Source organism: Paenibacillus maysiensis (assembly GCF_000520815.1).
Taxonomy (GTDB): Bacteria; Bacillota; Bacilli; order Paenibacillales; family Paenibacillaceae; genus Paenibacillus; species Paenibacillus maysiensis.
On the sequence record NZ_ASRY01000165.1, the window covers coordinates 1 to 23324 of the forward strand.

Consider the following 23324-nt stretch of genomic DNA (forward strand, 5'->3'; position numbering starts at 1 on the left):
TATGCAGCGGCCAACGGGTTCATGGACGCTTATGCAGCCTACAGAAACGAACTGGAAGCGCTGGGACAACGGCATGGCCGTACCTTGACCATCAATTGGCCACTGTGGAGGGACGGCGGTATGCAGGTGAATATGCCTACAGAGCGGCTTATGCTGCAGCGTCTTGGGATGCTGCCGCTAGAGACGGCAACGGGGATGTGGGCTTTGGGGCAATGTTGGGCATCCGGCCAATGGCAAGCCTTGGTCATGGAAGGCGACATGATCCGGTTGAAGCAGCTCTGGGCGGCGTCGCGGCCTCAATTGCCGGATTCGCCGGCATGCGGCGACAGCGCCGGCAAAGAATTAGATCGTGCGACCCGGGAGGTGCTGGCTGTGTTGCTTGAAACAGCATCGGCGCTGCTTGCGGTTAAGGGTGATTCCATTGATCCCCAGAGTGAATGGAGCGAATACGGATTTGATTACGCGTTGTTTCACCGGTTTGCCGAGCTTCTAAATGAACAATACGGGTTGGATCTCTCGCCAGAAGTATTCTATGAGCACCCTTCGTTGTACAGTCTGACGCTTTACCTGGTAAATGTGAAGCAGCCGGCGGAGGCGGCGTACGAGGAAATGCGCGTTTTTACCGTAAATTTGGATATGGACAGAGCCGGACGTTCCACCGATGTGACAGGACCGGAAGACGATAGGCAGGGCGAAAATGACTACTGGCAGCTTGTTGATCGGATTGTGCAGGGAGAACTGACGGAAGAGCAACTGCTCCAGATTTTGGGTGCAACCTGAAGGGAGAGAGGGCATGGAATCTCGTATATACAGTCGCATTAAGGACGGGAGCTTAAGCCGTGAAGAAGCGGCGCGGCAATTGAAGATGATCGGAGAAGCCTATAGTGCCGCAGCAGGCGTTTCAAACGCGTCTGGCCGGGAAACTGCGGAAGGCGAAGATAGCCAATTAATTGAAGCTGTGCAACGGCTGCTTTCAATGCTGATTTGCGATTTGCTCAAGATCGGAGAGGAGTCGTTTGATGGACAAAACGAACTGAGTGAATATGGCTTTGACTCTGTGAGCTTCACCCTGCTTGCCAATCGTATCAACGATGAGTATGGGCTGCAGTTGAGTCCGGCGTTGTTTTTTGAACAGACGAATCTGGACAGTCTCGTTCAATATCTGGTTCAGGAGCATCGGGTGAAGCTTACCGCAAAGCATATCACTGGAGCAGGGACCGCAGTTTCGCCGGAGAATCCGGCGAAACTGCAAGACAAACCCGAGAAGAACCTGACGGACCGGCCGGCCTCTCTGAAGCCGGGAAGTGCACGCTTTCTGCAAGAGGAGATGCTTGCCGGGCAAGCATCTCCTCTTGTGTCTAGGGATTCGGCCGCAAAGCGGGCTAGACGGCATGAGACTTCGCCGCAGCTCCGGACGCAGGCTGCTGTGCAACAGGAACCGGTTGCCATTATCGGAATGAGCGGCAGGTTTCCGATGGCTGATAACCTGGAGCAATTTTGGGATAATCTAGTTTCCGGCAAGGACTGCATCTCCGAAATTCCCAAAGACCGTTGGGATTGGCGGGAAATCTACGGTGATCCCCTCACGGAGGTCAATAAAACCAATGTGAAATGGGGCGGATTTATCGAGGGCGTGGATGAATTCGATCCCGCATTTTTCGGCATCGTTCCCCGTGAAGCGGAACTCATGGACCCTCAGCAACGGCTTTTAATGATGTATGTTTGGAAGGCGCTTGAAGATGCCGGTTATGCCGCGAGCAGTATCGCCGGCACCGATACGGCGCTTTTTGTGGGAACAGCGGGCAGCGGATACAGCAATTTGGTCTCCAGAGCAGGCTTGCCCATCGAAGGTTATACATTCAGCGGGATCGTGCCGTCAATGGGACCTAACCGGATGAGCTACTTTCTTGACATCCATGGACCGAGCGAGCCCGTGGAAACCGCATGTTCCAGTTCGCTCATCGCCATCCACCGCGCCGTCTGCGCGCTGGAGAACGGCAGCTGCAGCATGGCCATCGTAGGAGGCGTCAATACGCTGATTGCTCCCGATGCCCATATCGGCTTTAATAAGGCAGGAATGCTGTCTGCGGACGGGCGCTGCAAAACATTTTCAAGCGCTGCGAACGGTTATGTGCGCGGCGAAGGGGTCGGGATGCTGGTGCTCAAGAGGCTGCGGGCCGCCGAACAGGCCGGTGACTCGATCTACGCGGTCATCCGGTCGACGGCCGAGAATCACGGAGGGCGCGCTAACTCCCTGACGGCGCCCAATCCGAATGCGCAAGCCGCGCTACTGCAGACAGCCTACCGCCGGGCCGGAATTGACCCGCGGACCGTCGGATATATCGAAGCCCACGGCACAGGCACCGAGCTTGGCGATCCCATTGAAATCAACGGACTGAAGGCCGCGTTTAAAGCGCTTTACGAGGAGACGGGGGATCCGCACATTCATGAAGCCCATTGCGGCCTGGGTTCGGTGAAATCGAACATCGGCCACCTTGAGCTTGCCGCCGGCATCGCAGGAGTCATCAAGACAGTGCTCCAACTGAAGCATCAAAAATTGGTGAAAAGCCTGCATTGCGATCCGGTGAATCCGCACATCCGGCTGGAGAACACCCCGTTTTATATTGTGCGGGAAACCGCCGAATGGAAAGCGCCGCAGGATGAGCACGGACACCTGCTTCCACGGCGAGCCGGGGTCAGTTCTTTCGGATTCGGGGGAGCTAACGCTCATGTGGTGATCGAGGAGTACCGTGACGAACAGCCTTCAGACACGGCGCAAGATTTTGCTGCTTGCGATCCCTTGCTGTTTGTATGGTCGGCCAAAACGGAAGACCGATTATTGGCCATTGTCCAGCAATGGCTGGCCGAACTTCGTGCGCAGCGTTTTGACGAAAGGGAGCTGGCAGATATCGCCTACACGCTTCAAACTGGACGCGAGGCGATGGAGGAACGCTTGGCGTTCACGGCTGGCAGCCTTCAGGATCTGGAGTTCAAGCTGGAAGGGTTCATGCAGGGCAGGACCGATATCTTCCGCGGAAGAGCGAACCGGGGGCACGAGACGGCAGCGCTGTTCAAGGATGAAGATATGCGGCAGGTGCTGGAGATTTGGATGGCCAAAGGCAAATATTCGCAGCTGCTGGATCTATGGGTAAAGGGGGTGACATTGGACTGGAGTAGGCTGTATACGGAAGCGCAGCCGCGGCGACGCAGCGTGCCGACGTACCCCTTTGCCCCCGAAAGGTACTGGGTGGCGGACCGCTCCGCTCCATTGACAACCTTATTGACCGGAATCCGGCCTCAACATTCCATAACGGAGGAAGCGGCCCTGGCTGCAGCGGATAATTCGGATGAAGATGACATCTTGCCACTTGTTGCCGATATCGTAGCCGCAGCGACGGGTTATCATGCCGCAGAGCTTTCTTCCGACCGTCCTTTGGCACAGCTCAGCTCGGATTCTATTGTAATAATGAAAATTGTGCGGGCTATCACGACAGCGTTTCATGAATGGAATACGCCGGAAGTAGGGAATGAACTGCTCAAGCTTTTCCTTGAGGAAGAGATAACCGCACGCCATTTGGCCGATCATATCCGGGATAAGCGGAAGGCTTCCAGGGCTGCCGCATTGCCGGAAAGCTGGGATCAGGAGACTATACAGGCTGTGTACGGTGGGCAGAAGGACATTGCCCAAAATCTTGTTTGCGGCGAGGTCTGCATTACTTCCGATGAACCGTTTACCGTGTCCGGAACTTTAATTGTCGACGAAACGCATCCTTTCTTTTTTGATCATCCGCTTGATCATATCTCCGGGCTGCAGCTGGCTGAGGCGATGGGACAATTGGCTAAAACCGGGCAACTGCTCAGGTTGGGACTGAACCCGAAAGAACCGGTATTTGTGTATGAGGCTCAGCTTGCATTTCATGATTATTGCGATAAAGCGAACAAAGCTGTTGTTCATGCGGTCGCGGAGCTGGCCGGCGGATCTGAAGCGGATCTCGGCTGCTATAAAACAGAGATTATGCAGGACGGGCGGCTGGTCTCCAGCGGGAGATACGGAATTAGGCACATGTTGCCGCCGGAGCGGGATGCAGCATCCAGCCGGACACATGACACTCCCCTGTCTTTGCCTGTCTCTAAGGAGCTTGTGAATAAACGATCACAGATTAATGTAATGATCAGCGGGGCGGAGAGCGGCAAGAAGCGCGAAAGCTTGGAGTGCCGGTTGTGCATCGATCCGGAGAACCCCTATTTCAGCGACTTTCCGGGAGCCTGGCATGACACAGTCGTATTGCTGGAGGCATGCCGCCAAAGCTTGCGGGTATTCGGTTATGCCCAGAACGGATCGGACCAGCGTCCATTAAGCGGGCTGCTCCCGGTACTGAAAACGATGAATATTAAGCTAACGCGGCCTATTCTGCGGACAGCGGAAGTGGTCTTACACAGTGAGCGCCATGAAGCTTTTCAGGTCGGAGACAACCATATGCTGAAGCTCCAAGGGCTGATTGTGACGGACGGCGCCGCAGCCGGAAGCTATGAAATACAATCCCTGTTGCTGGCCGAGGGGTTCCTCGCCGGTTTGCGGGAAGGACAGCTCCGTGAAGCCGCTTCATCGCCTGCCAAAAAGGAAAAATCCCGGAAGCAGGCTCCCGCCGATGTAAAAGATTCCGACGGTAGAACCGCTGGGCAGCCCTCGGAACAAGAAATACTGCAAAGGTAAAATGCAAAGGAGACTGAGCTATGAATACAATTCGACTGATCGCATGTGATGTGGATGGCATCTTGCTGACCGATACATTCAGTCCAGTGCTGCAATCCTTGGTAAAGAAGGCAGGAGTGCCCTATACCCGCGAGATCGAGAGAAATGTTTTTTCGCGGCAGCGTTCGGAAGCGGTCGCCTACTTGAAGCAGCTGTTCCGGGTAAGCTCCAGCGAAGCCGACTCGCTCCGTGATTTTTTCGGGGAACGAGATAACTATATGGCGAATCATGATTCGGGACTCATTGACGGTGCCATTGCGTTTCTGAATCTGCTCTCCACGCAGAATGTAAGGCTAGTTTGCTACGGCGGATTGGCGGAAGAGAAGCTCCTGAGCGATTTTAAGTATTGCAAGCCTTTTTTTGAAACGTATATATGTACTAACGATTTTCGGCCGGGGATCAAAGAGATTACCCGCGACATTTATGGACTGGAATACCATGAGGTGTTGTTCATCGACGATGTGAACACGGTGGCCGAGGTCGCCAAATCGTTGAACGCGCCCTTCATTGGCGTGCCATCGACCCCTTTTCAGTATGAGGATATGAAGCAGACCGGGGTGAAATACTTGTTGAATTCGCTTAAGGGAATTGACGCAGAGCTGCTGGAGAGAGTCGACCTGGAAGCCGCCGAACAAGCCGTCTGGTCGACTCATGCGCAGTAATCCTACGGAAATCGCTAAAGCAGGTGGCAGCGTGGCGGAAATTTCCAAGCCGGATATGATTTTGATCGATTTTGACGGCACGATATCCCCAAATGCCTTATGGCTCATAATGCAGAGCCTACATGATTTTTATTAACCGATATACTGAACTTCCTATGGAATAGTTATCCGGTCTTCAAAAGAACGATCTGTTTCCTGCGGACCGTTCCATGCACCTCTATTTACTTCCCTGGGGCTTGAAGCCTGTTTACCGGACTCTTATCGCAAAGTTACCGCCCTGGAGGAATATGGGGGTATGCCGATCGAAATTGATAAAAGCTTTTTTTCCTTTTTGGACTTCTGTGAGCATGAAGGCATAGCTTACCGTATATTCTCCTCCGCACAACGGACGGTTAAATGATTTGCCCTGCTGCACGAAAGGATCGGCCCGCACCATATTTACGACTTGCGGGGGAAGCCAAAATCCAGTGCTGCAACTTTTATCGGCGCCGTGGAGCATTTGGGTTTTGCCCCTGAGCGTTGTCTGTATGTCGATGATTCGCCGCTTGCGTTCCATACCGCCAAACTGAACGGCATCTCCACCGTTATGATGCTTAATCAGGTATTTTCGTTGGAGGACCGTCAAGTGTTCAATGCATCAATCGATTATACGATTACTTCATTCGGCGAATTAACGGCATTGCTTGATGCCTGATCCGGATTTGCTGTATATCAGGTGGAGCCAAAGGGAAAATAAGGTATTGTAGAGAGGGAAATTCTGTGATATCATCAATATTATAGTAAATCGGTATGAATTAATAGTTTGGAGGGATTAATTTGGCTAAAATTTACCAAAATTTGACGGATCTCATCGGAAACACCCCTTTACTGGCATTAACGAGCTACAGCCAAACCCAAGATATTGAGGCAAATTTGATTGCTAAGCTGGAATATTTTAATCCCGCCGGCAGTGTGAAGGACCGCATCGGTTATGCGATGATCAAAGACGCCGAAGATAGAGGATTGATCAACAAAGACTCTGTCATTATCGAGCCGACCAGCGGCAATACCGGAATCGGGCTGGCTTTCGTCGCTGCGGCTCTTGGATATAAACTGATCATTACGCTTCCCGAAACATTCAGTATCGAACGCCGTAAGCTTCTGCTTGCGCTTGGTGCCGAACTGGTGTTAACCCCGGGAGCGGAAGGCATGAGAGGCGCGATTAAACGTGCGGAGGAACTGGCTGGCGAGAATCCAAACTCCTTTATTCCGCAGCAATTCAAGAATCCTACCAATCCGGAGATCCACCGTAAAACTACAGCGGAGGAAGTATGGCGTGATACCGACGGAGAAGTGGACATTTTTGTTGCAGGCGTCGGCACCGGCGGAACGGTCTCAGGCGTCGGCCAAGTGCTGAAAGAGCGCAAACCTTCGGTCAAGGTCATCGCCGTGGAACCGTTTGATTCACCGGTGCTTTCCGGCGGATCGCCTGGATCGCACCATATTCAGGGTATCGGAGCAGGCTTCGTTCCGGATAACTACAACAGTGAATATGTGGATGAAGTGTTCAAAGTCAAGAATGAAGATGCTTTTGCAACAGCACGGTTGCTGGCCAGAAGCGAAGGACTGCTTGTCGGTATTTCTTCCGGAGCTGTGGCCTATGCTGCGACGCAAATTGCGAAGCTTCCTGAGAATAAAGGCAAAAACATTGTCGCGCTCTTGGCGGACACAGGTGAACGTTACTTGTCTACTCCGCTGTTTGACTTTTAAAATTAAGAAAGTGCCAAAAAGACCCCTATGATCCGATCTGAACTGTGACCCACAAGAAGGACACTTTGAAAAAAGAGCCCCTTGTGGGTCATTTGTGTTTTAATCAAGGTATGAGATGAAGGAGCGAGGCGAAAATGGGAATGTTGAAACGAGTTGTTTTTACAGAAGAGCAGATAAGGAGGTTAGAAGTCTAAGATTAAACTGCTTGAAGTGACCCTAAAAGTTGGACAGTATGGGTTAGGCTGCCTTCAAGGCATGAGTTCAGTTCAGTACAGTACCGGTCTCATGCCTGTTAGCTTCATTTATTGCTCTGGCTCTTATTGTATTACCTGCAGGAGTAACAGCAGCTCAGTCCCATCATATACAGGCATCATATTTCACATGTGTGTAGAGATGGATCAGGCGGCAAAATAGGTTAGTACCAAAAAAGATAGGGACATTAGTGAGGCCACTGAAAAAGTCCCCCAGCTCACCCAAAGAGACAGTTCCTCATTTTTTTGAGGAGTCTGTCTCTTTTTTTCGGTATAATTGAAGTATCTTATCCAAGGTTGGTGATCCCTGTGCTCCCGAAACAGCAGAGCTTTTTGTTGAGTCCGTATACAGAACTTTACGATGTACTCATCCCCAAAGATCATATGTTGCGGAGAATGGACGAACTGGTGGACTTTAGCTTTGTGTATGAGGAACTGCATGACAACTATTGTCATGACAACGGACGTACAGCTGTAGATCCGGTTCGGATGTTTAAATATTTGCTACTCAAGTCCATCTTTGACTTGTCTGACATCGACCTGGTTGAGCGCTCAAAAACGGATTTGTCATTCAAGTTTTTTCTGCATATGGCTCCAGAAGAAGCTGTCATGGATCCCAGTCTACTCACCAAGTTTCGCAAATTACGGCTCAAAGGGATGAAGTTGTTAGATTTGCTCATCGGCAAAACGGTGGAAATCGCCATCGAAAAAGGCGTTATTCGCAGTAAATCTATTATTGTGGACGCAACTCATACCCAAGCCCGCTACACTCAAAAAACACCGCAAGCCGTGCTACGGGAACGTTCCAAGCGTCTGAGAAAGGCCATCTACACGCTGGATGAATCCATGAAAAGTAAGTTTCCCGCCAAACCCGCCACGGATGTCCTAGAAGATGAAATCCAGTATAGCCAGCAGCTGGTCGCTGTGATTGAACAGGATGGGCGATTTACCGGACTGCCGAAGGTCACAGAACCGTTAAACCTATTGAAAGAAACAGTCACCGACGATGTGGAGCATCTGCAAACGTCTGCGGATCCCGATGCCAAAATGGGTCACAAAAGTGTGGACTCCTCGTTTTTTGGTTACAAAACCCACATCGCCATGAGTGAAGAGCGAATCATAACAGCGGCAACGATTACCACCGGGGAAAAACACGATGGCAAGCAACTCCAAACCTTGATTGAAAAAAAGTAAGGCGGTGGGAATGAAAGTGGAGACGGTGATTGGAGATGCAGCCTATTCGGAAAAAGATAACCTCGCCTACAGTGCGCAAGAAAACATCCAACTGGTCGCAAAACTACATCCTTTGATGACTCAGGGAAACCGAAAGAAGGAAGACGAATTTGAGTTCAATAAAGATGCAGGGATGTATGTGTGCAAGGCTGGTCATCTAGCAACTCGCCGGGCGCGGCAGGGGAAAAAAGGCCAAGGAGAAAACCAAACCGACACCTATTACTTTGACGTAGAAACATGCAAGCGATGCCTTCTTCGGGAAGGCTGCTACAAGAATGGGGCAAAAAGCAAGACGTATTCCGTAAGTATAAAAAGCGACGAACATCTGGCTCAAGCCGTATTTCAGGAGAGTGAGGTCTTTAAGACCAAGGCCAAAGAGCGATACAAAATTGAAGCCAAGAACAGTGAACTCAAGCACAGACACGGGTATGATGTGGCATCCCCCTCGAGTCTGATTGGCATGGAAATGCAAGGAGCGATGGCGATTTTCGCGGTGAATCTGAAGCGGATCTTGAAGTTGATGAGCTAAAAAGAGGGGCTCTCGTAGACTATAGGTAAGCAAAAAAAGACGACATCTCATTCAAAAACAAAGGAATGAATGTCGTCTTTTTAATGGATTCTCTTTCAGCTATCTGTAAGAACCATATTTTTCAGTGGCCTCACATTAGTCTCTGTCTTCTTGATTCTTTCTCCTCCTTTTAGTCTGAGGAATATGGGTATCATTCAACATAAACCATTAATTCATCCTCGCCTCTGCAGCATTTGATATCTGGCCGAAATCTTTTGACAGCTATAAGAAAGGACTTGATAGTGTTCCTTGTTAAACTGTTCTGCCCGTTCGCATCCAAAACGCTTTGGTTTTTCCTGTCTGGGCCATTAGGTTTACCGACAACAGCATACCTATAATGACGATAACACCGCCGACGATCTGGGAAATCAGCAGTCCCTGACCTATCATTACAGAGAGAATTGCGGTGAAAATGGGCATCAAATTCATCGTGATACTTGCTTTGCCTGGCCCGATCTCCTTGACACCCTGGTTCCAGAACAGGAATGACCCAATGGAAGGGAATAACCCCAAATAAATGATGCCAGTTATGCCAAAAGTAGTGATGTGCTCTATATGCAACGGCTGAAGGAACAACAATTTCTACCAGCTGCGCCAGCGGAATCAACACCACGGCCGCAATCACCCACCGCAAGAAGGATGCCCAGATCGGCGGAAAGTCAGAGGTCACCGCTTTGCCGAACATCAGGTTTCCCGCCCAAAACAAATTTCCCAATATTAAAAATAACCAGGCTTTTACTTTCATCACAATCAAACTCCTATCCGCTTGTATTCCAGATTCAGGTGACTACAGTGTCATGTTCAGGAATCTGGTAAGCTTCGCTGTCAGTCGATGGTTACTACCCTGGAACGTGAACTCGGGGTTACGCTCCTTCTCCGAGATCGGCGTCGAGGTGTTGTGCTCACGCCAATCGGAGAACGAATCGTCCGGATTTTCCGAGAAATCTTTTAAGGTTATGAGAAAATCGATCAAGAAATCTCGAGCGAAAAAGGATTGGAGACTGGCTGCGTCCGTATTGGCGCTTTCCCGGTAGCCTCGTCCTACTTTGTCCCGAAACTAATCAGTTACATTAACAGCAGTATCCAAACCTGAAATTCAGCATTATGGAAGGTACCATTGCGGATGTGCAGGAATGGTTGGATAATCGACAGATCGATGTCGGCCTGCTCATTCCTTCGGATGAAACTACCGATTCGTTCCCTCTTTATCGTGAAGGCATATATGCGGTCATGAGAGAAGATCATCCATTAATGGAGAAGAACGTAATTAGCCCTGAAGATTTACGGGAGGAACCCATGCTGCTCTGGAAAGCTGGATATGAGCCTCCTGTCCTAAAGTGGTTCGAAAGTGCCGGAGTGACGCCACAAGTGGAATACATACTCTATAATTTCAGAACATCACTTCAAATGATTCTTGCCGGTGAAGGTTTGGCGGTAATGTCTGAGTTGTCTCTCCTGAACCTTCCGCAGGGCATCTCTCTGAAGCGCCTGTCACCTGAAGCCTACCGGGATATTCATATAGCGACCGGTCCCGAGAAGGAATGTACTATTGCGGTAAAAACCTTTATTGAGGCTGCTCAAACCTTGTTCCCTTTTCAAACGGATCGCAAGCCTTTGATTGACGTTTATACCTGAAGTCCAACTTGGGAAAAATAATTTTAATCAGAAGTATAGATAACTGGTCAGTCAAAAGTTCTTGTCGAAAAATCATAGCATAGAAAAATAACCCAATCACGCGATCATATGGTATCCTTTAGTTCTCACACAGAAAGGATAGAATCGCCGAATGGGTTACCACTAACAGTCTACCCGATTTCCGAGCGATTGACCATACACATGATAAAATACTTGAATGATCTTTTACTTCCATTCCGTTCCTGTTTTTCCCGACATGCCACATTCGAGTGGTTTGTTGTTATCGTCGTCGGCTTCATGCTGCGTTCCGATCATCTAGGCGTCACGTCTGTCATTCGGGATCTCTCCCTGAATGGCCGCTGCTACGGAACACTGCTGCACTTCTTCCGTTCTTCCGTTCTTCCGCCTGGTCGCTGGACTCTCTGCGACGGGCTTGGCTTCAGGTGGTTTGTCGTACCGCTCCACTTCTGTACATTCAAGGTCGCGTGGTCCTGATCGGAGACGGGATGAAACAAGCTAAGGAAGGACGCCGGGGGTGAAAAAGCTCCATCAGGAATCCGGGAATGTCTCCAAAGGAGAATACATCTTCGGTCACTTGTTTGGCGCTATTGGTATTCTGGCTGGCACGCCAGCAAAATGGTTTTGCTTGCCCTTAACCATGAACTTGCAGGATGGTGTCAACACCATTCTGGGCTGGAACCAGCCGGACGGGAAGGAAACGCCTTCTCATGTCGTTCAGATGATTGAACAAGGCTTTGCAACCGCTGGCGTCTTTGGCAACGCTATATTGTTGCTGGATCGCTACTTCCTGTCCGTTCCTGCCCTGGAGCGGATGAACACCTGTCATCGTTCATCCGATACCCGAATGCATCTGGTGACAAAAGCCAAGTCGAATGCCGTGGCCTACGAGCGCCCTGCCTCCCGAAAACCTGGACGCGGTCGACCGCCGAAAAAAGGAGCAACGATCAAGTTGAAGGAGCTGTTTATAACGCGTGCCGCCGATTTTCAACCCGCCAAAGTCCTACTGTACGGCAAGGAGGAAACGGTTCAATTCCTAGGTCTGGATCTGCTCTGGGGACAGGGGTGGTATCAGGAGCTTCGTTTTGTGCTCGTTCAGCGTGGCACGCATCGTTCTATTCTGGTCAGCACCGACCTGACGTTGGCTGCAACCGACATCATCACCTTATACGGCTATCGCTTCAAGATCGAATGCACCTTTCGGGAAATGAAGCAGGTGATCGGTGCCTTTGATTACCGCTTCTGGAGCAAGTCCATGCCGAAACTCCGTCGGTATTTGAAAAAGGAAGAGGCGCAACCGCTGGAACAGGTGAAGGATACTCAGGATCAACAACGTATTCGGCAGACGCTGCGAGCGATGGAATGCTTCGCCCTTTGTCAATGTATCGCGATGGGCCTGCTTCAACTCATAGCCCTGCGTTACTCGGGACATGTTCCCGGTCTGTTCTTTCGCTACCTGCGAACGCCATCCCGTGCCGTCGTATCCGAAGCCACTGTCGTGGCTTATATCTGCAAGTCTATTTTTCACCTGTTTAATCAGAACCAGCATTTACCTATAACCCAGTTTATTCGTTCAAGGCAGGATACGGCTGATTTTGACGCGGATTCGCTGGCTTCTTAGACGTGAGAACTTTTTACTGTGCAGTACTTTTAAATAAGTGGTTAAATGTGATATTTATTATATCACCTCAAAATATTCCATGTTAATATTTAGTTGTACTTAATTAATCAAGTGTTATTGGAGGGATTTAAATGAAAAGTAAAAGTAAGCGTAGACGTATTTTGTTTTCTTGCCCAAACTGCTGTTAATTTGAATGTAAAAAATGAATTAAAAATTCCTCTCAAAATATATGAGAGGAATTTTTAATAGAAGGAGATTTGTATGTATATAAAATGGAATCTCACAAAAAAGTGTACACTAGGTTGTAAATTTTGTATTAATGCTGAAATGAGGAAAGAATGGAATACGGATATAGATGAAGATGGTTTACAAGAAATGCTTGAGAGAATTGCTAAAATAAATAATTTAAAGGGAATAACGTTATTAGGTGGAGATCCGCTTGATTATAAATATATTTTCGAATTAGCCAACGGATTAGAACAACAAAATATTCCGTTTGGTTTCATTACAGCAGGAGAACATTTGTACACGGGAAAATATGATCTTTTATTAAAAAATAAAAAACTAGAGTTTATTGGGTTAAGCATCGATTCACTTGACAGGGGAATAGTTGAGTCAATCCGTGGGCGCGATATTCTTAAAGCGCAACTAGAATCTTTAGATTATTTACTTAAAGTGAAAGAAAATAATAATCTTAATTATAAAATATTCACAAATTCAATATTAATGAACATAAATAAAGAATCCTTAATTGATCTTATCGATTTCTTCATAAGAAGAAATGTGGATAAAATTCAAATACTAGAATACAATCACCGAGCTAAGTCGAAAAATGATTTCTCTCTACCATTTACAGAAGAATTATTATTTGTTGAGAAGCTTATTGCATATTTAATTAATATGAAAGAGAATACTGAAGCGATAAGTAAGTTAGAACTATGCTTCGTACCTGAACTAGGAAAGGAGTATATTGAAAAGAATATAAAAATGGGACAGTTGAGTAAAGGTAATTCCAACGTTTGTCCAGTTTTTAGAGAAACAGCATTTATTTCAAATGATGGATTCATATATCCATGTGACAGTTATAAACCATATCTTAAATTTGATGAGGAAACAGAAATTCCTGAAAAAATTTATAAAATAGAAAATATGTTGCAAATTGACTTTAATGACGTTGTAGAGAAAAATGAATTTTTTAGTGATCTAAATGAGCTTATTATGAAACCTAAAGAGGAGTTGTATGGCAATTTTGAACCTTGCCAAGAGTGTAAATATTTACTTAAGAGTTGTTATCCATGTTTAGTAGTTGCTGAGAATTACAAGGATGAAACGATAGCTTTCGGTAAATGCTTAAAGTATAAAGAGCTACTTACTACAGAAAAGGCTAGGTAACTAATATGAGAAAAAAACCAGAACTATTATATTTGCATATGGATGTTACTGTGAAATGTAATTTAAAATGTAAACATTGTTTCTATGCGGATTATAATAATACAGAATCTATTTCTCAAGAGCTTGAGCTAGATAGAATGTACGAGTTAGTTGATGAAGCAAAAAGTATGGGATGCCAAAAGATAATTTTTTCTGGAGGAGAAGTTTTTACTAGTAAAAAATTTTTTCCTTTATTAAGATACTGTAAATTAAATAATTTAAAAACAATTTTTATAACTAATGCTACACTAATTAATGATGATAATTTAGCGGAACTAGTAGAACTGAAGGATAATATTGATGAAATTAAAATAAGCTATGAAGGCGTAAATAATGATTTTATACGAGGTAAGGGAACTGGGGATATTATCATTAATAATATACTAAAATTAAATAAGCTTGGATTTAGGTGGACGATTAATACTATTATCAATAAATTTAATTTAAATGAATTAGATTTAATTTATGATTTTATGAAAGCTCATAAACCATTTGCGTGGAGACTAGATTTACCATTTAATATCGGGAGGTATCGAGAGTACTCTGATCAATTGAAAGTTGATGACTTTGAGTCAATATTTATTAAGCTTGCTTCGATATTAAAAAAATACTTAGATGAAAAGCCTGATTTTGAGTTATGGATGTTTAGTCTTTATAGACCAGGATTAGAAGATTTTGATTTTGAGGAAAAAAAGTTAAATATGCATCCTTGCTCATATAATAAACGTAACTTAGGAATTCGTGGTTTGGGAGAGGTTACTCCCTGCTCTAGATTTTTACCTATTAATTTAGGCAACGTTAGAAATGATTCAATAAGAGAAGCTAAGAATGGGAAATTATTTAAAGATTATTGGAAGTTAAAGATATCTGATATTAAAGATTGTGTAGATTGTAGATACTTGAAAATTTGTGGGGCTGGTTGTAGAGCGAATGCTTTTGAAAATTTCGGTGATATCTACAGAAGAGATCCATTAAACTGTGCGGTTCTTCCGATGTTTGAGAAGCATATTATTCCGCTTTTCTCAAAAGAAACTCAAGAAAATTTTAAAGAACTAACTACATTATAAGATGTTTTTAGATATATAGGTTGGATATTACTAAAATATTAAGTCCGGGCATGATTTATATAAGTACGAAGAATGTTTTTATGAATTTTCGCATTAAAGCATGCCCGTCTTAAATCGAACACTTAATAATTTTTTTGTTTTGATAAGAATGGTGGGTATTTGCATGAAAGTCAAGGCGCATAAATTATATTATCTTATTAGCTTTTTGCAGTTTTTTATGGCTGAGATTACAGGGACAACATTAATATTATTTATTTTGAATAAAGGATTCTCTCTTCAATTAGCTAATAATCTATTAATTGTTATGTTTGTTGGTGTAATGATACTAGAGATTCCAACTGGTATAATCGCTGATCGTTTTGGACGAAAAGTATCCATTATTTTTGGATTTTTATGCTACCTTATCTATACTGTAATATTTCTTTTAACTGATGATATATATTTATTAATCATTGCACAGATTTTTGCTGCACTTGCTACATGTCTACAATCTGGTGCTCTCGAATCGTGGGTCGTTGAAAACTCTGAAGAGCCTATAGATAATATATTTTCGACATCGAATAGTATAATGTATATGGCTGGATTTGTTTGTGGAATATTAGGTGCTTTTCTTGCGAGTATTTATTTTGGACTACCCTGGATAGTTAGTATATTTACTAATATCATACTTCTTTTACTATGTTTTATCTTTATGAAGGAAATAAAGTGGAACAGTGTCGGGGATGAAAAAAAGAAATTAGCCTCGGTTAAGTCAATATTTATTAGTAGTAAGGACATTGTTTTTTCTGAGAAATCATTGATAATTATCTTTATAGTTGGAATATTTGTGAACTTTTCTAATTCTGCTGCAAATACTTTTCAACAACCAAGATTCGTTGCTCTATCTGATAATGGGGTTTGGGTTTTTGGAATTATTAAAACTGTCTATTCATTATTTATGAGCATAGGAAGTCTCTGGGTTAAAAAATTAAGCAAATCGTTTAATGATCGCACAGTCTTAATAATTTCACTCTGTATGTTAGGAGTCTGGCTTATCTTATCCGGAGTGCTTGATAGTTTTTATCCCGTTCTTGCTACTTTTATGATTTACGAAATAGGACGAGGCATGTATCCTACTGCTCGGCAAATTTATATAAATAGGAGAATTACTAGTGATTATCGTGCAACTATCTTATCTTTAGACTCGGCGATTACAAGAATTGGAATGTGTTTGGGATTGTTTGTGACAGGAATAATCAGCAAAAATTTTGTTTCGCTTTCAGATAATCAGTGGCCAATAAAAATCTCTTGGATTATTTGCGGTGTGGCTGCAATAATACCCATACTATTATTGAGAAAAATAAAGAAAAAATAGCTTGTTACTCACATTTCGCACCCTACTGATGTGAACTTGGATTGATTTTCCTTCCGTTTTTGAATCGCCAGCTGTGCGCAGCACAAATCAAACTTGACCCAACATGCAGCAAGATAGCCTTGAATCGGATGTGAGGCCAAACGGTTCCTCCTCATCCATGAACGACTTGCGACGCCCCCCCCCTTCTCACACATATAACGATTCGTCCCAGCCGAACATCGAGAGCAATCTTCGCTCTTCCGCTTGAAGCGGTTGGCCCAGCTGCCTGTGACGACTGCCGTCCGGCATACGAAATACAATCACTTGCATATATTCCAGCAACCGAAAAATCTCCCGTGTCGTAGGCTGTTCCAGCTTTCGTTTTGTGGTCGCGATGAGCGGACGGTGTTTGCTCGTCTGACTCCGAACCTTGCCCTGAATCGCATGGTACACCAGCAAGGCGATCAGAAACAGATAGCCTAGCACTTCCACACGGTTCGGCTTCTTCAAGTAAATTTCATCGACAAAATAAGGGTCCTTTAAGATTGAAAAGTTGCACTCGACCCCAATTTGTCCCTTGTATGTCTGCAGGATCGCGGACCCATCCATTGTTCTTCCTTGAAGCTCTTCCGGTACCGTCGAGACGAGTACGAATCGGGATGCCTTGCGGCGAGTCGCCTGGATGGACTCTTCGTCAGGCGTGAGGGGCTCATACGCGATCCGATAACGTGTTGCCCTCTCGGGCTCCGCATCCTTTTTCGGACGACTGCGCGGACGCACGATTTCTTCAAAATGCTCGACACGGGCCCCCAGTCGATGGAAGCTCAGCTCCGTATCGCTCATCCCCTGCTTCAGCGCGCTTTGCGCATCGTGCTCACAGTGATACGTGCATTTCTTTTGCGCCTCCATCGCTTTCGTCACCTGTTCGCGCTCCTGCTGTACGCGTTTATCGATCGTGTGCGCCTTCTTCTTATCCAGGGCGCTCGATTCCACGACCGTTAACCGCACCGCATGCCCCTCGTAATCCGCGTGAAATTGTTGCAGACGGTACTGTGCGCTCGTTTTGGCCGAGGCGAACGCTTGCGGAGCTGACCATGCATCTTCTTGCCGGTCCGCTTGCTCCAGCGCTTCTTTGACCATCTTCAGGTTGTTGCCGCCGCGCGTGATGAGGTAAGCCTTGGCTTCCTTGGCCTGCTCCAGCGTTTCGCGCGTCATAGCGGCGGAATCGGCAACGTAGATAAAGCCTTGCAAATTCACCGTTCTGCAGCTGAGCCTCCAGCTTCTTCAGCACATCAGGGTTCCAGGTTTTATCGCTGGTGTTGCCGTCGTGGACATCGCCATAGATCGGACGACCTTGACCGTCTACAACCAGTCCATACTGAAACTGCTTGTCGCCCTGACGATCTCGACTGTACCCTTCGGTGATAAACAAATCCTCCTCGTTCGTCGCCGGGTACGCGCCATAAACCGATTTGCTTGTCGTGTCACTATGGAAGGCGAGAATCGAATCGGGATTGTACTGCCACGCCTGTAGCGCGAGCGTCGAGTATAATTCATGTACCTCCGCTTCGCTGATCCGATCCAGATGCCTCGCCAGCGCATCGTCATTAAAGAAGGAAGCTTGCACGTCGGGGCAGAGCAGCTTCTCCAGATCCAGCCGTTTCGCCCAGTCCGCCATATGGACAAGCGCCTGACGTCCGGTCAGTATGTCCATCACGATCATTTGGACGACATCCCCCGGACTCACGTTGTATTGTGCATCGTAGGGGACCTTCGTATCAATCGTCTGTGGGATCCGCATGTCCTTCATGATTTGACTGATGAGATTTAAGTACCCCTGTGGGCAGATAGCTTCGATCTGGATAGGTGGTTGCATGGAAGACCTCCGTACGTCATGTGTTTTGTAGAGAGATTCGACACGAACCCGCCATTTCTTCTTTTTGATCGAAAACTATCATTTCAGACATTCATTAGGGTGCGAAATGTGAGGTACATTCACTTTTAAAGGAAGTATTGCTGACGCACTAACCGGGTGGTATAAAGGAGACTAGTGATAATGGATATGGAAAAATTTGAGCATATTTCAATGAGAGGTAGAGTTGCATACGGAGTTAGCTGTTTTGAGAACGCTATACTAGCCTTGAAATATGATGTTAATGATTGGACTGGACAGTCAAAAGTTCTACAGCACTAAGAAACCAGCGAATCGCGCTCCACATCAGCGTTTTCCTGCTTGGATTTAATTATTTTCGTTATGGACAAGTGAGGATTTTGAGCAAACAGGCGAAAAATAGACTTGCGTAAATAAGCGGCAACGCTGGCCTCGGAGACCACGGCATGGGAGGGCGTTCGCAGATAGCGGAAAAACAGCCCCGATGTTTGGCCTGAAAACTGCAAGGCGACAAGTTGCAGCAGTCCCATCGCGATGCACTGGCACATGACGAATCCCTCGATGGCCTGGATCGTTTTCTGGATGCGCTGTCGGTCCTGTTCGTTCGTTACGGCTTCGAGCGGATGAGCTTCCTCTTTCTTCAAAAACCGGTTCAGCTTCGGCATGGACTTGCTCCAGAAACGGTAGCCGAAGGCGTGGGTGACTTGCTTCATTTCCCGAAACGTACACTCGATCTTGAATCGATACCCGTACAGGCGAATGATGTCCGGGGCAGCCAGCGTGAGATCCGTACTGACCAGAATGGAACAGCGGCCTTCATGCACCACCAGCACAAAGCGCAATTCCTGATACCACCCCTGCCCCCAAAGCAGATCCAGGCACAGGAATTGAACCGTCTCTTCCTTGCCGTACAGCGAAAGGGTTGTGGTTTGAAAATCCGCCGCACGAGTCGTGAACAGCTCTTTCAATTTGACCGCCCGGCCTTTTTTCGGCGGTCGGCCACGCCCCGGCTTTTTCGCAGGGGGCGTTCATAGGCGACCACGTTCGATTTGGCTTTCGTCACCAGGTGCATGCGGGTTTCGGAAGCGAGGTGGCACGCCTTCAGCCGCTCCAAGGCCGGAACGGACAAGAAGTACCGATCCAGGAGCAGCAGCGCTTGACCGAAGCCTTTTGCGGCCTCGAAGCCTTGTTCAATCATCTGAACGACATGGGAAGGCGTCTCTACTTCGCTCGCGGACTTCTTCCAACCCAGAATGGCTTGGATACCATCTTGCAGATTCATGAACAAGGGCAAACAGAACCACTTCCGGGAATCGCCGACCAGAATGCCGATGGCGCCGAACAAATGACCAAAGATGTAGTCCCCCTTGGAGACATTCTCGGATTCCTGATGGAGTTTCTTGACCCCCGGCATCCGGCGGCCTTCCTTGGCTTGTTTCATGCCATCGCCGACGAGGACCACGCGACCCTGAATCACCAGCAAGGGCGCATGCTGGCGCACGACCTGAAGCCACTTCTGCCGCAGCGACGAGGTGGACCAGCCGGATGAACGGAAGAAGTGAAGGAGTGTCTCGTAACAGCGGCCATTCAGCGAGAAATCCCGAATCACGGAAGTCACCCCCAGATGGTCGGAGCGCAGCATGAAGCCGACGACCAGGACAACGAACCACTCGAACGTGGCTTGTCTGGAAAAGCAGGAACGGAAAGTCTGTAAAAGGTTGTTCAAGTATTTTAGCATAGGTATGGTCAATCGCTCGGAAATGAGGTACACTTTTTGTCGTAACCCATTCAGCGATTCTATCCTTTTAGAATGAGACCTTAAGGATACCGTAAAATCGCCAGATTGGGTTATTTTTATTTGTCACGATTTTTCGACAAGAACTTTTGACTGTCCAGTAGATAAGCATAAATGTGTTATATTAGCTATGAATGAATATCGGAAAAGCATAAGAGAGATCTAGCTGTTAGAAAATGTTTCTTTAAATGTTGGGGGACGAGATCATTGTTCATTGTCCCTTGAGAGTCGCTGTTTTTAAATATAATGCCGTCCTATAGGGCGGTTTTTTAAGCATAAAATAATAGAAAACAGTGTCTATCTTATCGATAGATGCTGTTTCCTATGAAAATCCTAATAACTAGGAATACAGTTAGGCACCAGTAAGAAGTGGAAGGGAGAAACGGATGTTTTGAAGAATCCTGAATGAGAAGGGAATATATATTGATATTAAAGGGGGGCGTAATACTTGAATGCGTTTTATAGTGAAATAATCCGTTTTTACAACGAAAGAAATTGGCACACTTTAAAAGAACTATCAGCAGCTCTAAATGAACGTGGAATTTCACATGATTCAAAGCATGTAAATAAGTTTCTTTATTATCCACCAAGAACTGAACAGGAGCTAAATGCTATTGTTGATATATTTGGTGCGGAAAAAGAAAAAATAAAACATGCTATCGAATTAGATTCGTTGCCTTATGAAATTATTAAAAATATCCGTCATATACCCATTACAGAACTGGTAAGTAGCAGATCTGAAGAATCACAATTAACATTATCTAACTTTTGTTTTTATCTAAAAGAGCACCGAGAAAGTAAGAGGTTTACATACACCGCATTAGCTAAGTCTGTTGGTGTGTCTTCGAATTATATTTACTGGTTAGAGAAGGGCGAAAGAGGAATTCCTGAACCATCTATTCTAAAGCGCATTGCGGTAGCAGTGGGGGCGCCTTATGAAGAAATAATGAGGAAAGCTGGATATTAATATTTTTCAAATTTAGCGGTAAGTTGAGCAACTATATAAGTTGAACTAAAGATTAGAAAACTATGGTAAGGAATTCGCTACTGCATGTCGAAGTAATAAGGTAACAACTTTAGACAGGCAGGGGAATCGCATGGAACATTCAGCATCATTTCAAGAGATCCAAACCGCGATGAAACAAGCAAAAGATCGTCGGATGTTTGAACGCTATCAGACGTTGTATTTGTATCTACAAGGAACAGAAGTCGAGCAAATTGCTCATATCATTAACCGAAGCCCCAAAACCGTAAAAGGGTACATTCAAGCTTATGAAACACGTGGGCTTTCCGGACTGCAAATGAATCATTCGCCAGGAGCACCTGTCCGATTAACGAAAGAACAACTGGAAAAGTTAAAACAAACGATCGTGGATTCAGTTCCCCATCATGTAGGCTTTACCGCGCGTCACAATTGGACACTGGAGATCATTGCAGCCTTCATCAAAAGGGAGTTTGGTCAGACGTACTCGCTTCGCGGCATCTCCAAAATGATGCACCGTCAGGGGCTAAGCTACACCAAGCCAACCTATACCTTGGCAGCGGCGGACGAAGAAAAGCAACGAATTTTTTCGGAAGTCACATTTCCAAATTTAAAAAAAGATACATGACAGGAAAAATCGACCATCTATTATTTGAAGACGAATCCATGATTCGCGATTACCAAGCCATTCAAAAAACGTGGTTTCTTCGTGGCAAGCAGCGTATCATTCAAACTACAGGTAAACATCGGGGTGTCAAACTGCTGGCTACCGTCGACTATGTGACAGGCAGGATCGTATGGCAGGAAGATGAGCATTATACAGCGGAAACTTTTTTGATCTTTTAAAAAAAAGTAGTAACCGAATATCCGACAGGTAAAATTGCGATGGTCCTGGACAATGCGCGAATTCACCATGCGAAGCTGCTGACACCGTTCCTAAACGAGATGAAGGATCGACTTGAACTTGTATTTTTGCCTCCCTATAGCCCTGAACTGAATGCAGTCGAAGGGTTGTGGAAATGGCTTAAATCCGATGTGATTAAAAACGTCTTTTACCACACGGTCGCTGAAATTCGTACCAATGTACAACAGTTTATGGAAGAGATTATGAAAGTACCTTTGACGATCATTGACCGTCTTTGTGTCAGGTTCTAGCTGGTTGTTTCTTTAGTTCAATTTATATAGATCGCAAAGTCCCTCTAGAGTATAGTTTTTGGTTACTGTTATTAATGTAACTGAAAAATAAAGGGATATTATTAGTTACCAACATTAATGTAATTCAAAATATTGATGAATTACCCGAAATTACTTGTAAGTAGGGGATTTCTCAGTTACCAACTATAATGTCACTAAACAAATGTCTGGTGATAAAAAAGTGTGGAACCAGTAAAAGATGTATGGAACCAATAAAAAAACTGTGGAACCAGTAAAAAAAGTCTGGAACTAGTCATTTTACAAACATCAAGAAAGATCCCGATGATATATCGGGATCTTTTTAGCTTAGGAGGGCAAATATGTCTACAATAGGCCAACGAATTCGAACTATTAGAAAAACAAACAACTTAAATCAAATAAAGTTTGCAAATATAATTGGAATTTCTCAAGGAACGTTGAGTGAGCTGGAGCAAGATAAATACAGACCCTCTCTTGATATAATTATAGCAATTAAAGAAAACTTCAATTCCCATATAGAGTGGTTAATCTTTGGAGATACGCCTGTATCAAAGAACACTATTTTTAATTTAGCCATTGAAGCTCAGGAATTAGAACTTATTTCTTTGTTTCGAGAACTTACTAAAGAAGATAGAGATGAAATTATTGATTTTATAAAGCTAAAGATTGTTCGGTACTAATCTTTCACAGGAGCTCCTTAATAATATGTCTTAGAATTACTCATTTTAATTTTGGTACATAAAAGTCACGAATTATCCGTATACCGATTATTGGTGGCATTTATGTATAAAAAAATTAACAATGACTATAATATGATTAGAGAAGGGAGTGTAATAATTCATGTCACTAAATTCACTTAGCATATTTGATATTGCTTTTTGTAACACCCCACGGTATCTGTTTTCAGCAAGTTTTTTATACTTGCTCAAGAGCCATACGTGAGAAATGGTTTGAAAGAGCTTTGAAAGAAGGCGGTTGGAACCTCAGCATTAGATATACCCCAACTGATCTAAAATCAATTTACATAAGAAATGAATTTGAAGATTATGAAGAATGTAGATTGGTGGTAAAAGAATCATTACAAGGTCTTAACATAGACCTATTTACAGAGTGTGCAACTAATGAAACTGGATTGTCAACAGTAAATCAGACAATTTTTTTA

Annotated in this window: 17 protein-coding genes and 6 pseudogenes; 19 read left to right on the plus strand and 4 right to left on the minus strand. The window is 45.4% G+C overall.

Translation table 11 applies throughout. The annotated features are described in order from the left end of the window. The 8 genes and pseudogenes from L696_RS28460 to L696_RS0110205 form a co-directional block, all read left to right on the plus strand. Window positions 1-780, plus strand: a 780-nt coding sequence (locus tag L696_RS28460; RefSeq protein WP_155985356.1) for an acyl carrier protein, incomplete at its 5' end; no start/stop codon positions are given. A 196-nt stretch (window positions 781-976) separates the two neighbouring features. Next, a pseudogene (locus L696_RS32695) lies at window positions 977-1153 on the plus strand (acyl carrier protein); the annotation flags it as partial. A gap of 234 nt (window positions 1154-1387) precedes the next feature. Next, window positions 1388-3250, plus strand: a pseudogene (locus tag L696_RS32700) (type I polyketide synthase); the annotation flags it as partial. A gap of 492 nt (window positions 3251-3742) precedes the next feature. Then, a pseudogene (locus tag L696_RS32705) lies at window positions 3743-4714 on the plus strand (AfsA-related hotdog domain-containing protein); the annotation flags it as partial. Window positions 4715-4734: 20 nt separating this feature from the next. Continuing rightward, window positions 4735-5415: an HAD family hydrolase gene (locus L696_RS0110180; protein WP_025683549.1), complete on the plus strand. Its 681-nt coding sequence runs from the start codon at window positions 4735-4737 to the stop codon at window positions 5413-5415. Window positions 5416-5860: 445 nt separating this feature from the next. Continuing rightward, window positions 5861-6109: an HAD family hydrolase gene (locus L696_RS0110195; RefSeq protein ID WP_155985358.1), complete on the plus strand. Its 249-nt coding sequence runs from the start codon at window positions 5861-5863 to the stop codon at window positions 6107-6109. Window positions 6110-6231: 122 nt separating this feature from the next. Next, a complete protein-coding gene (gene cysK, locus L696_RS0110200; RefSeq protein WP_025683552.1) occupies window positions 6232-7164 on the plus strand; it encodes a cysteine synthase A in 933 nt (310 codons plus the stop codon). A 560-nt stretch (window positions 7165-7724) separates the two neighbouring features. Then, window positions 7725-9177 (plus strand): annotated as a pseudogene (locus L696_RS0110205) (IS1182 family transposase). Between the two features lie 190 nt (window positions 9178-9367). Here the strand turns inward: L696_RS0110205 and L696_RS32710 are convergent. Continuing rightward, window positions 9368-9961, minus strand: coding sequence for an EamA family transporter (locus L696_RS32710; RefSeq protein ID WP_025683553.1), 594 nt, complete (start codon window positions 9959-9961; stop codon window positions 9368-9370). A gap of 52 nt (window positions 9962-10013) precedes the next feature. Between L696_RS32710 and L696_RS30355 the strand changes: the two genes are divergently transcribed. From L696_RS30355 to L696_RS0110235, 7 genes are all read left to right on the plus strand, one after another. Further along, a complete protein-coding gene (locus L696_RS30355) occupies window positions 10014-10250 on the plus strand; it encodes a hypothetical protein (protein WP_155985359.1) in 237 nt (78 codons plus the stop codon). A gap of 70 nt (window positions 10251-10320) precedes the next feature. Next, entirely contained in the window at window positions 10321-10851 is a 531-nt protein-coding gene (locus L696_RS0110215; RefSeq protein WP_049827331.1) for a LysR family transcriptional regulator substrate-binding protein, read from the plus strand. A 213-nt stretch (window positions 10852-11064) separates the two neighbouring features. After that, window positions 11065-11346, plus strand: coding sequence for a hypothetical protein (locus tag L696_RS31430; protein WP_209440951.1), 282 nt, complete (start codon window positions 11065-11067; stop codon window positions 11344-11346). Window positions 11347-11386: 40 nt separating this feature from the next. Further along, window positions 11387-12490, plus strand: a complete 1104-nt coding sequence (locus L696_RS31435) for a transposase (protein ID WP_245233337.1) — start codon at window positions 11387-11389, stop codon at window positions 12488-12490. 261 nt (window positions 12491-12751) lie between these two features. Further along, window positions 12752-13882: a radical SAM protein gene (locus tag L696_RS0110225; RefSeq protein ID WP_025683554.1), complete on the plus strand. Its 1131-nt coding sequence runs from the start codon at window positions 12752-12754 to the stop codon at window positions 13880-13882. A 5-nt stretch (window positions 13883-13887) separates the two neighbouring features. After that, window positions 13888-14988, plus strand: a complete 1101-nt coding sequence (locus L696_RS0110230; protein WP_025683555.1) for a radical SAM/SPASM domain-containing protein — start codon at window positions 13888-13890, stop codon at window positions 14986-14988. A 163-nt stretch (window positions 14989-15151) separates the two neighbouring features. After that, window positions 15152-16342 carry an MFS transporter gene (locus tag L696_RS0110235; protein WP_025683556.1) on the plus strand — a complete coding sequence of 397 codons (1191 nt, stop codon included), beginning with the start codon at window positions 15152-15154 and terminating at the stop codon, window positions 16340-16342. Between the two features lie 186 nt (window positions 16343-16528). On the opposite strand, the pseudogene L696_RS32715 reads toward L696_RS0110235, so the two are convergent. The 3 genes and pseudogenes from L696_RS32715 to L696_RS31445 all read right to left on the minus strand — a co-directional run bounded on the left by L696_RS32715 (window position 16529) and on the right by L696_RS31445 (window position 19950). Beyond that, window positions 16529-18197 (minus strand): annotated as a pseudogene (locus tag L696_RS32715) (IS1634 family transposase). A 314-nt stretch (window positions 18198-18511) separates the two neighbouring features. After that, complete coding sequence (locus L696_RS31440; RefSeq protein ID WP_209440952.1) at window positions 18512-19180, minus strand: hypothetical protein; 669 nt, start codon at window positions 19178-19180, stop codon at window positions 18512-18514. Then, entirely contained in the window at window positions 19177-19950 is a 774-nt protein-coding gene (locus tag L696_RS31445) for a transposase (protein WP_209440953.1), read from the minus strand. The genes L696_RS31440 and L696_RS31445 overlap by 4 nt, the downstream gene beginning before the upstream one ends. A 505-nt stretch (window positions 19951-20455) precedes the next feature. Here L696_RS31445 and L696_RS0110260 point away from each other — a divergent pair. The 4 genes and pseudogenes from L696_RS0110260 to L696_RS31450 all read left to right on the plus strand — a co-directional run. After that, window positions 20456-20974 carry a helix-turn-helix domain-containing protein gene (locus L696_RS0110260; protein ID WP_025683557.1) on the plus strand — a complete coding sequence of 173 codons (519 nt, stop codon included), beginning with the start codon at window positions 20456-20458 and terminating at the stop codon, window positions 20972-20974. A gap of 130 nt (window positions 20975-21104) precedes the next feature. Further along, window positions 21105-22144: pseudogene (locus L696_RS29440) on the plus strand (IS630 family transposase). A gap of 359 nt (window positions 22145-22503) precedes the next feature. Continuing rightward, window positions 22504-22842, plus strand: coding sequence for a helix-turn-helix domain-containing protein (locus L696_RS0110275; RefSeq protein ID WP_025683559.1), 339 nt, complete (start codon window positions 22504-22506; stop codon window positions 22840-22842). A 191-nt stretch (window positions 22843-23033) separates the two neighbouring features. Continuing rightward, a partial coding sequence (locus tag L696_RS31450; RefSeq protein ID WP_209440954.1) for a hypothetical protein occupies window positions 23034-23324 on the plus strand: 291 nt, incomplete at its 3' end.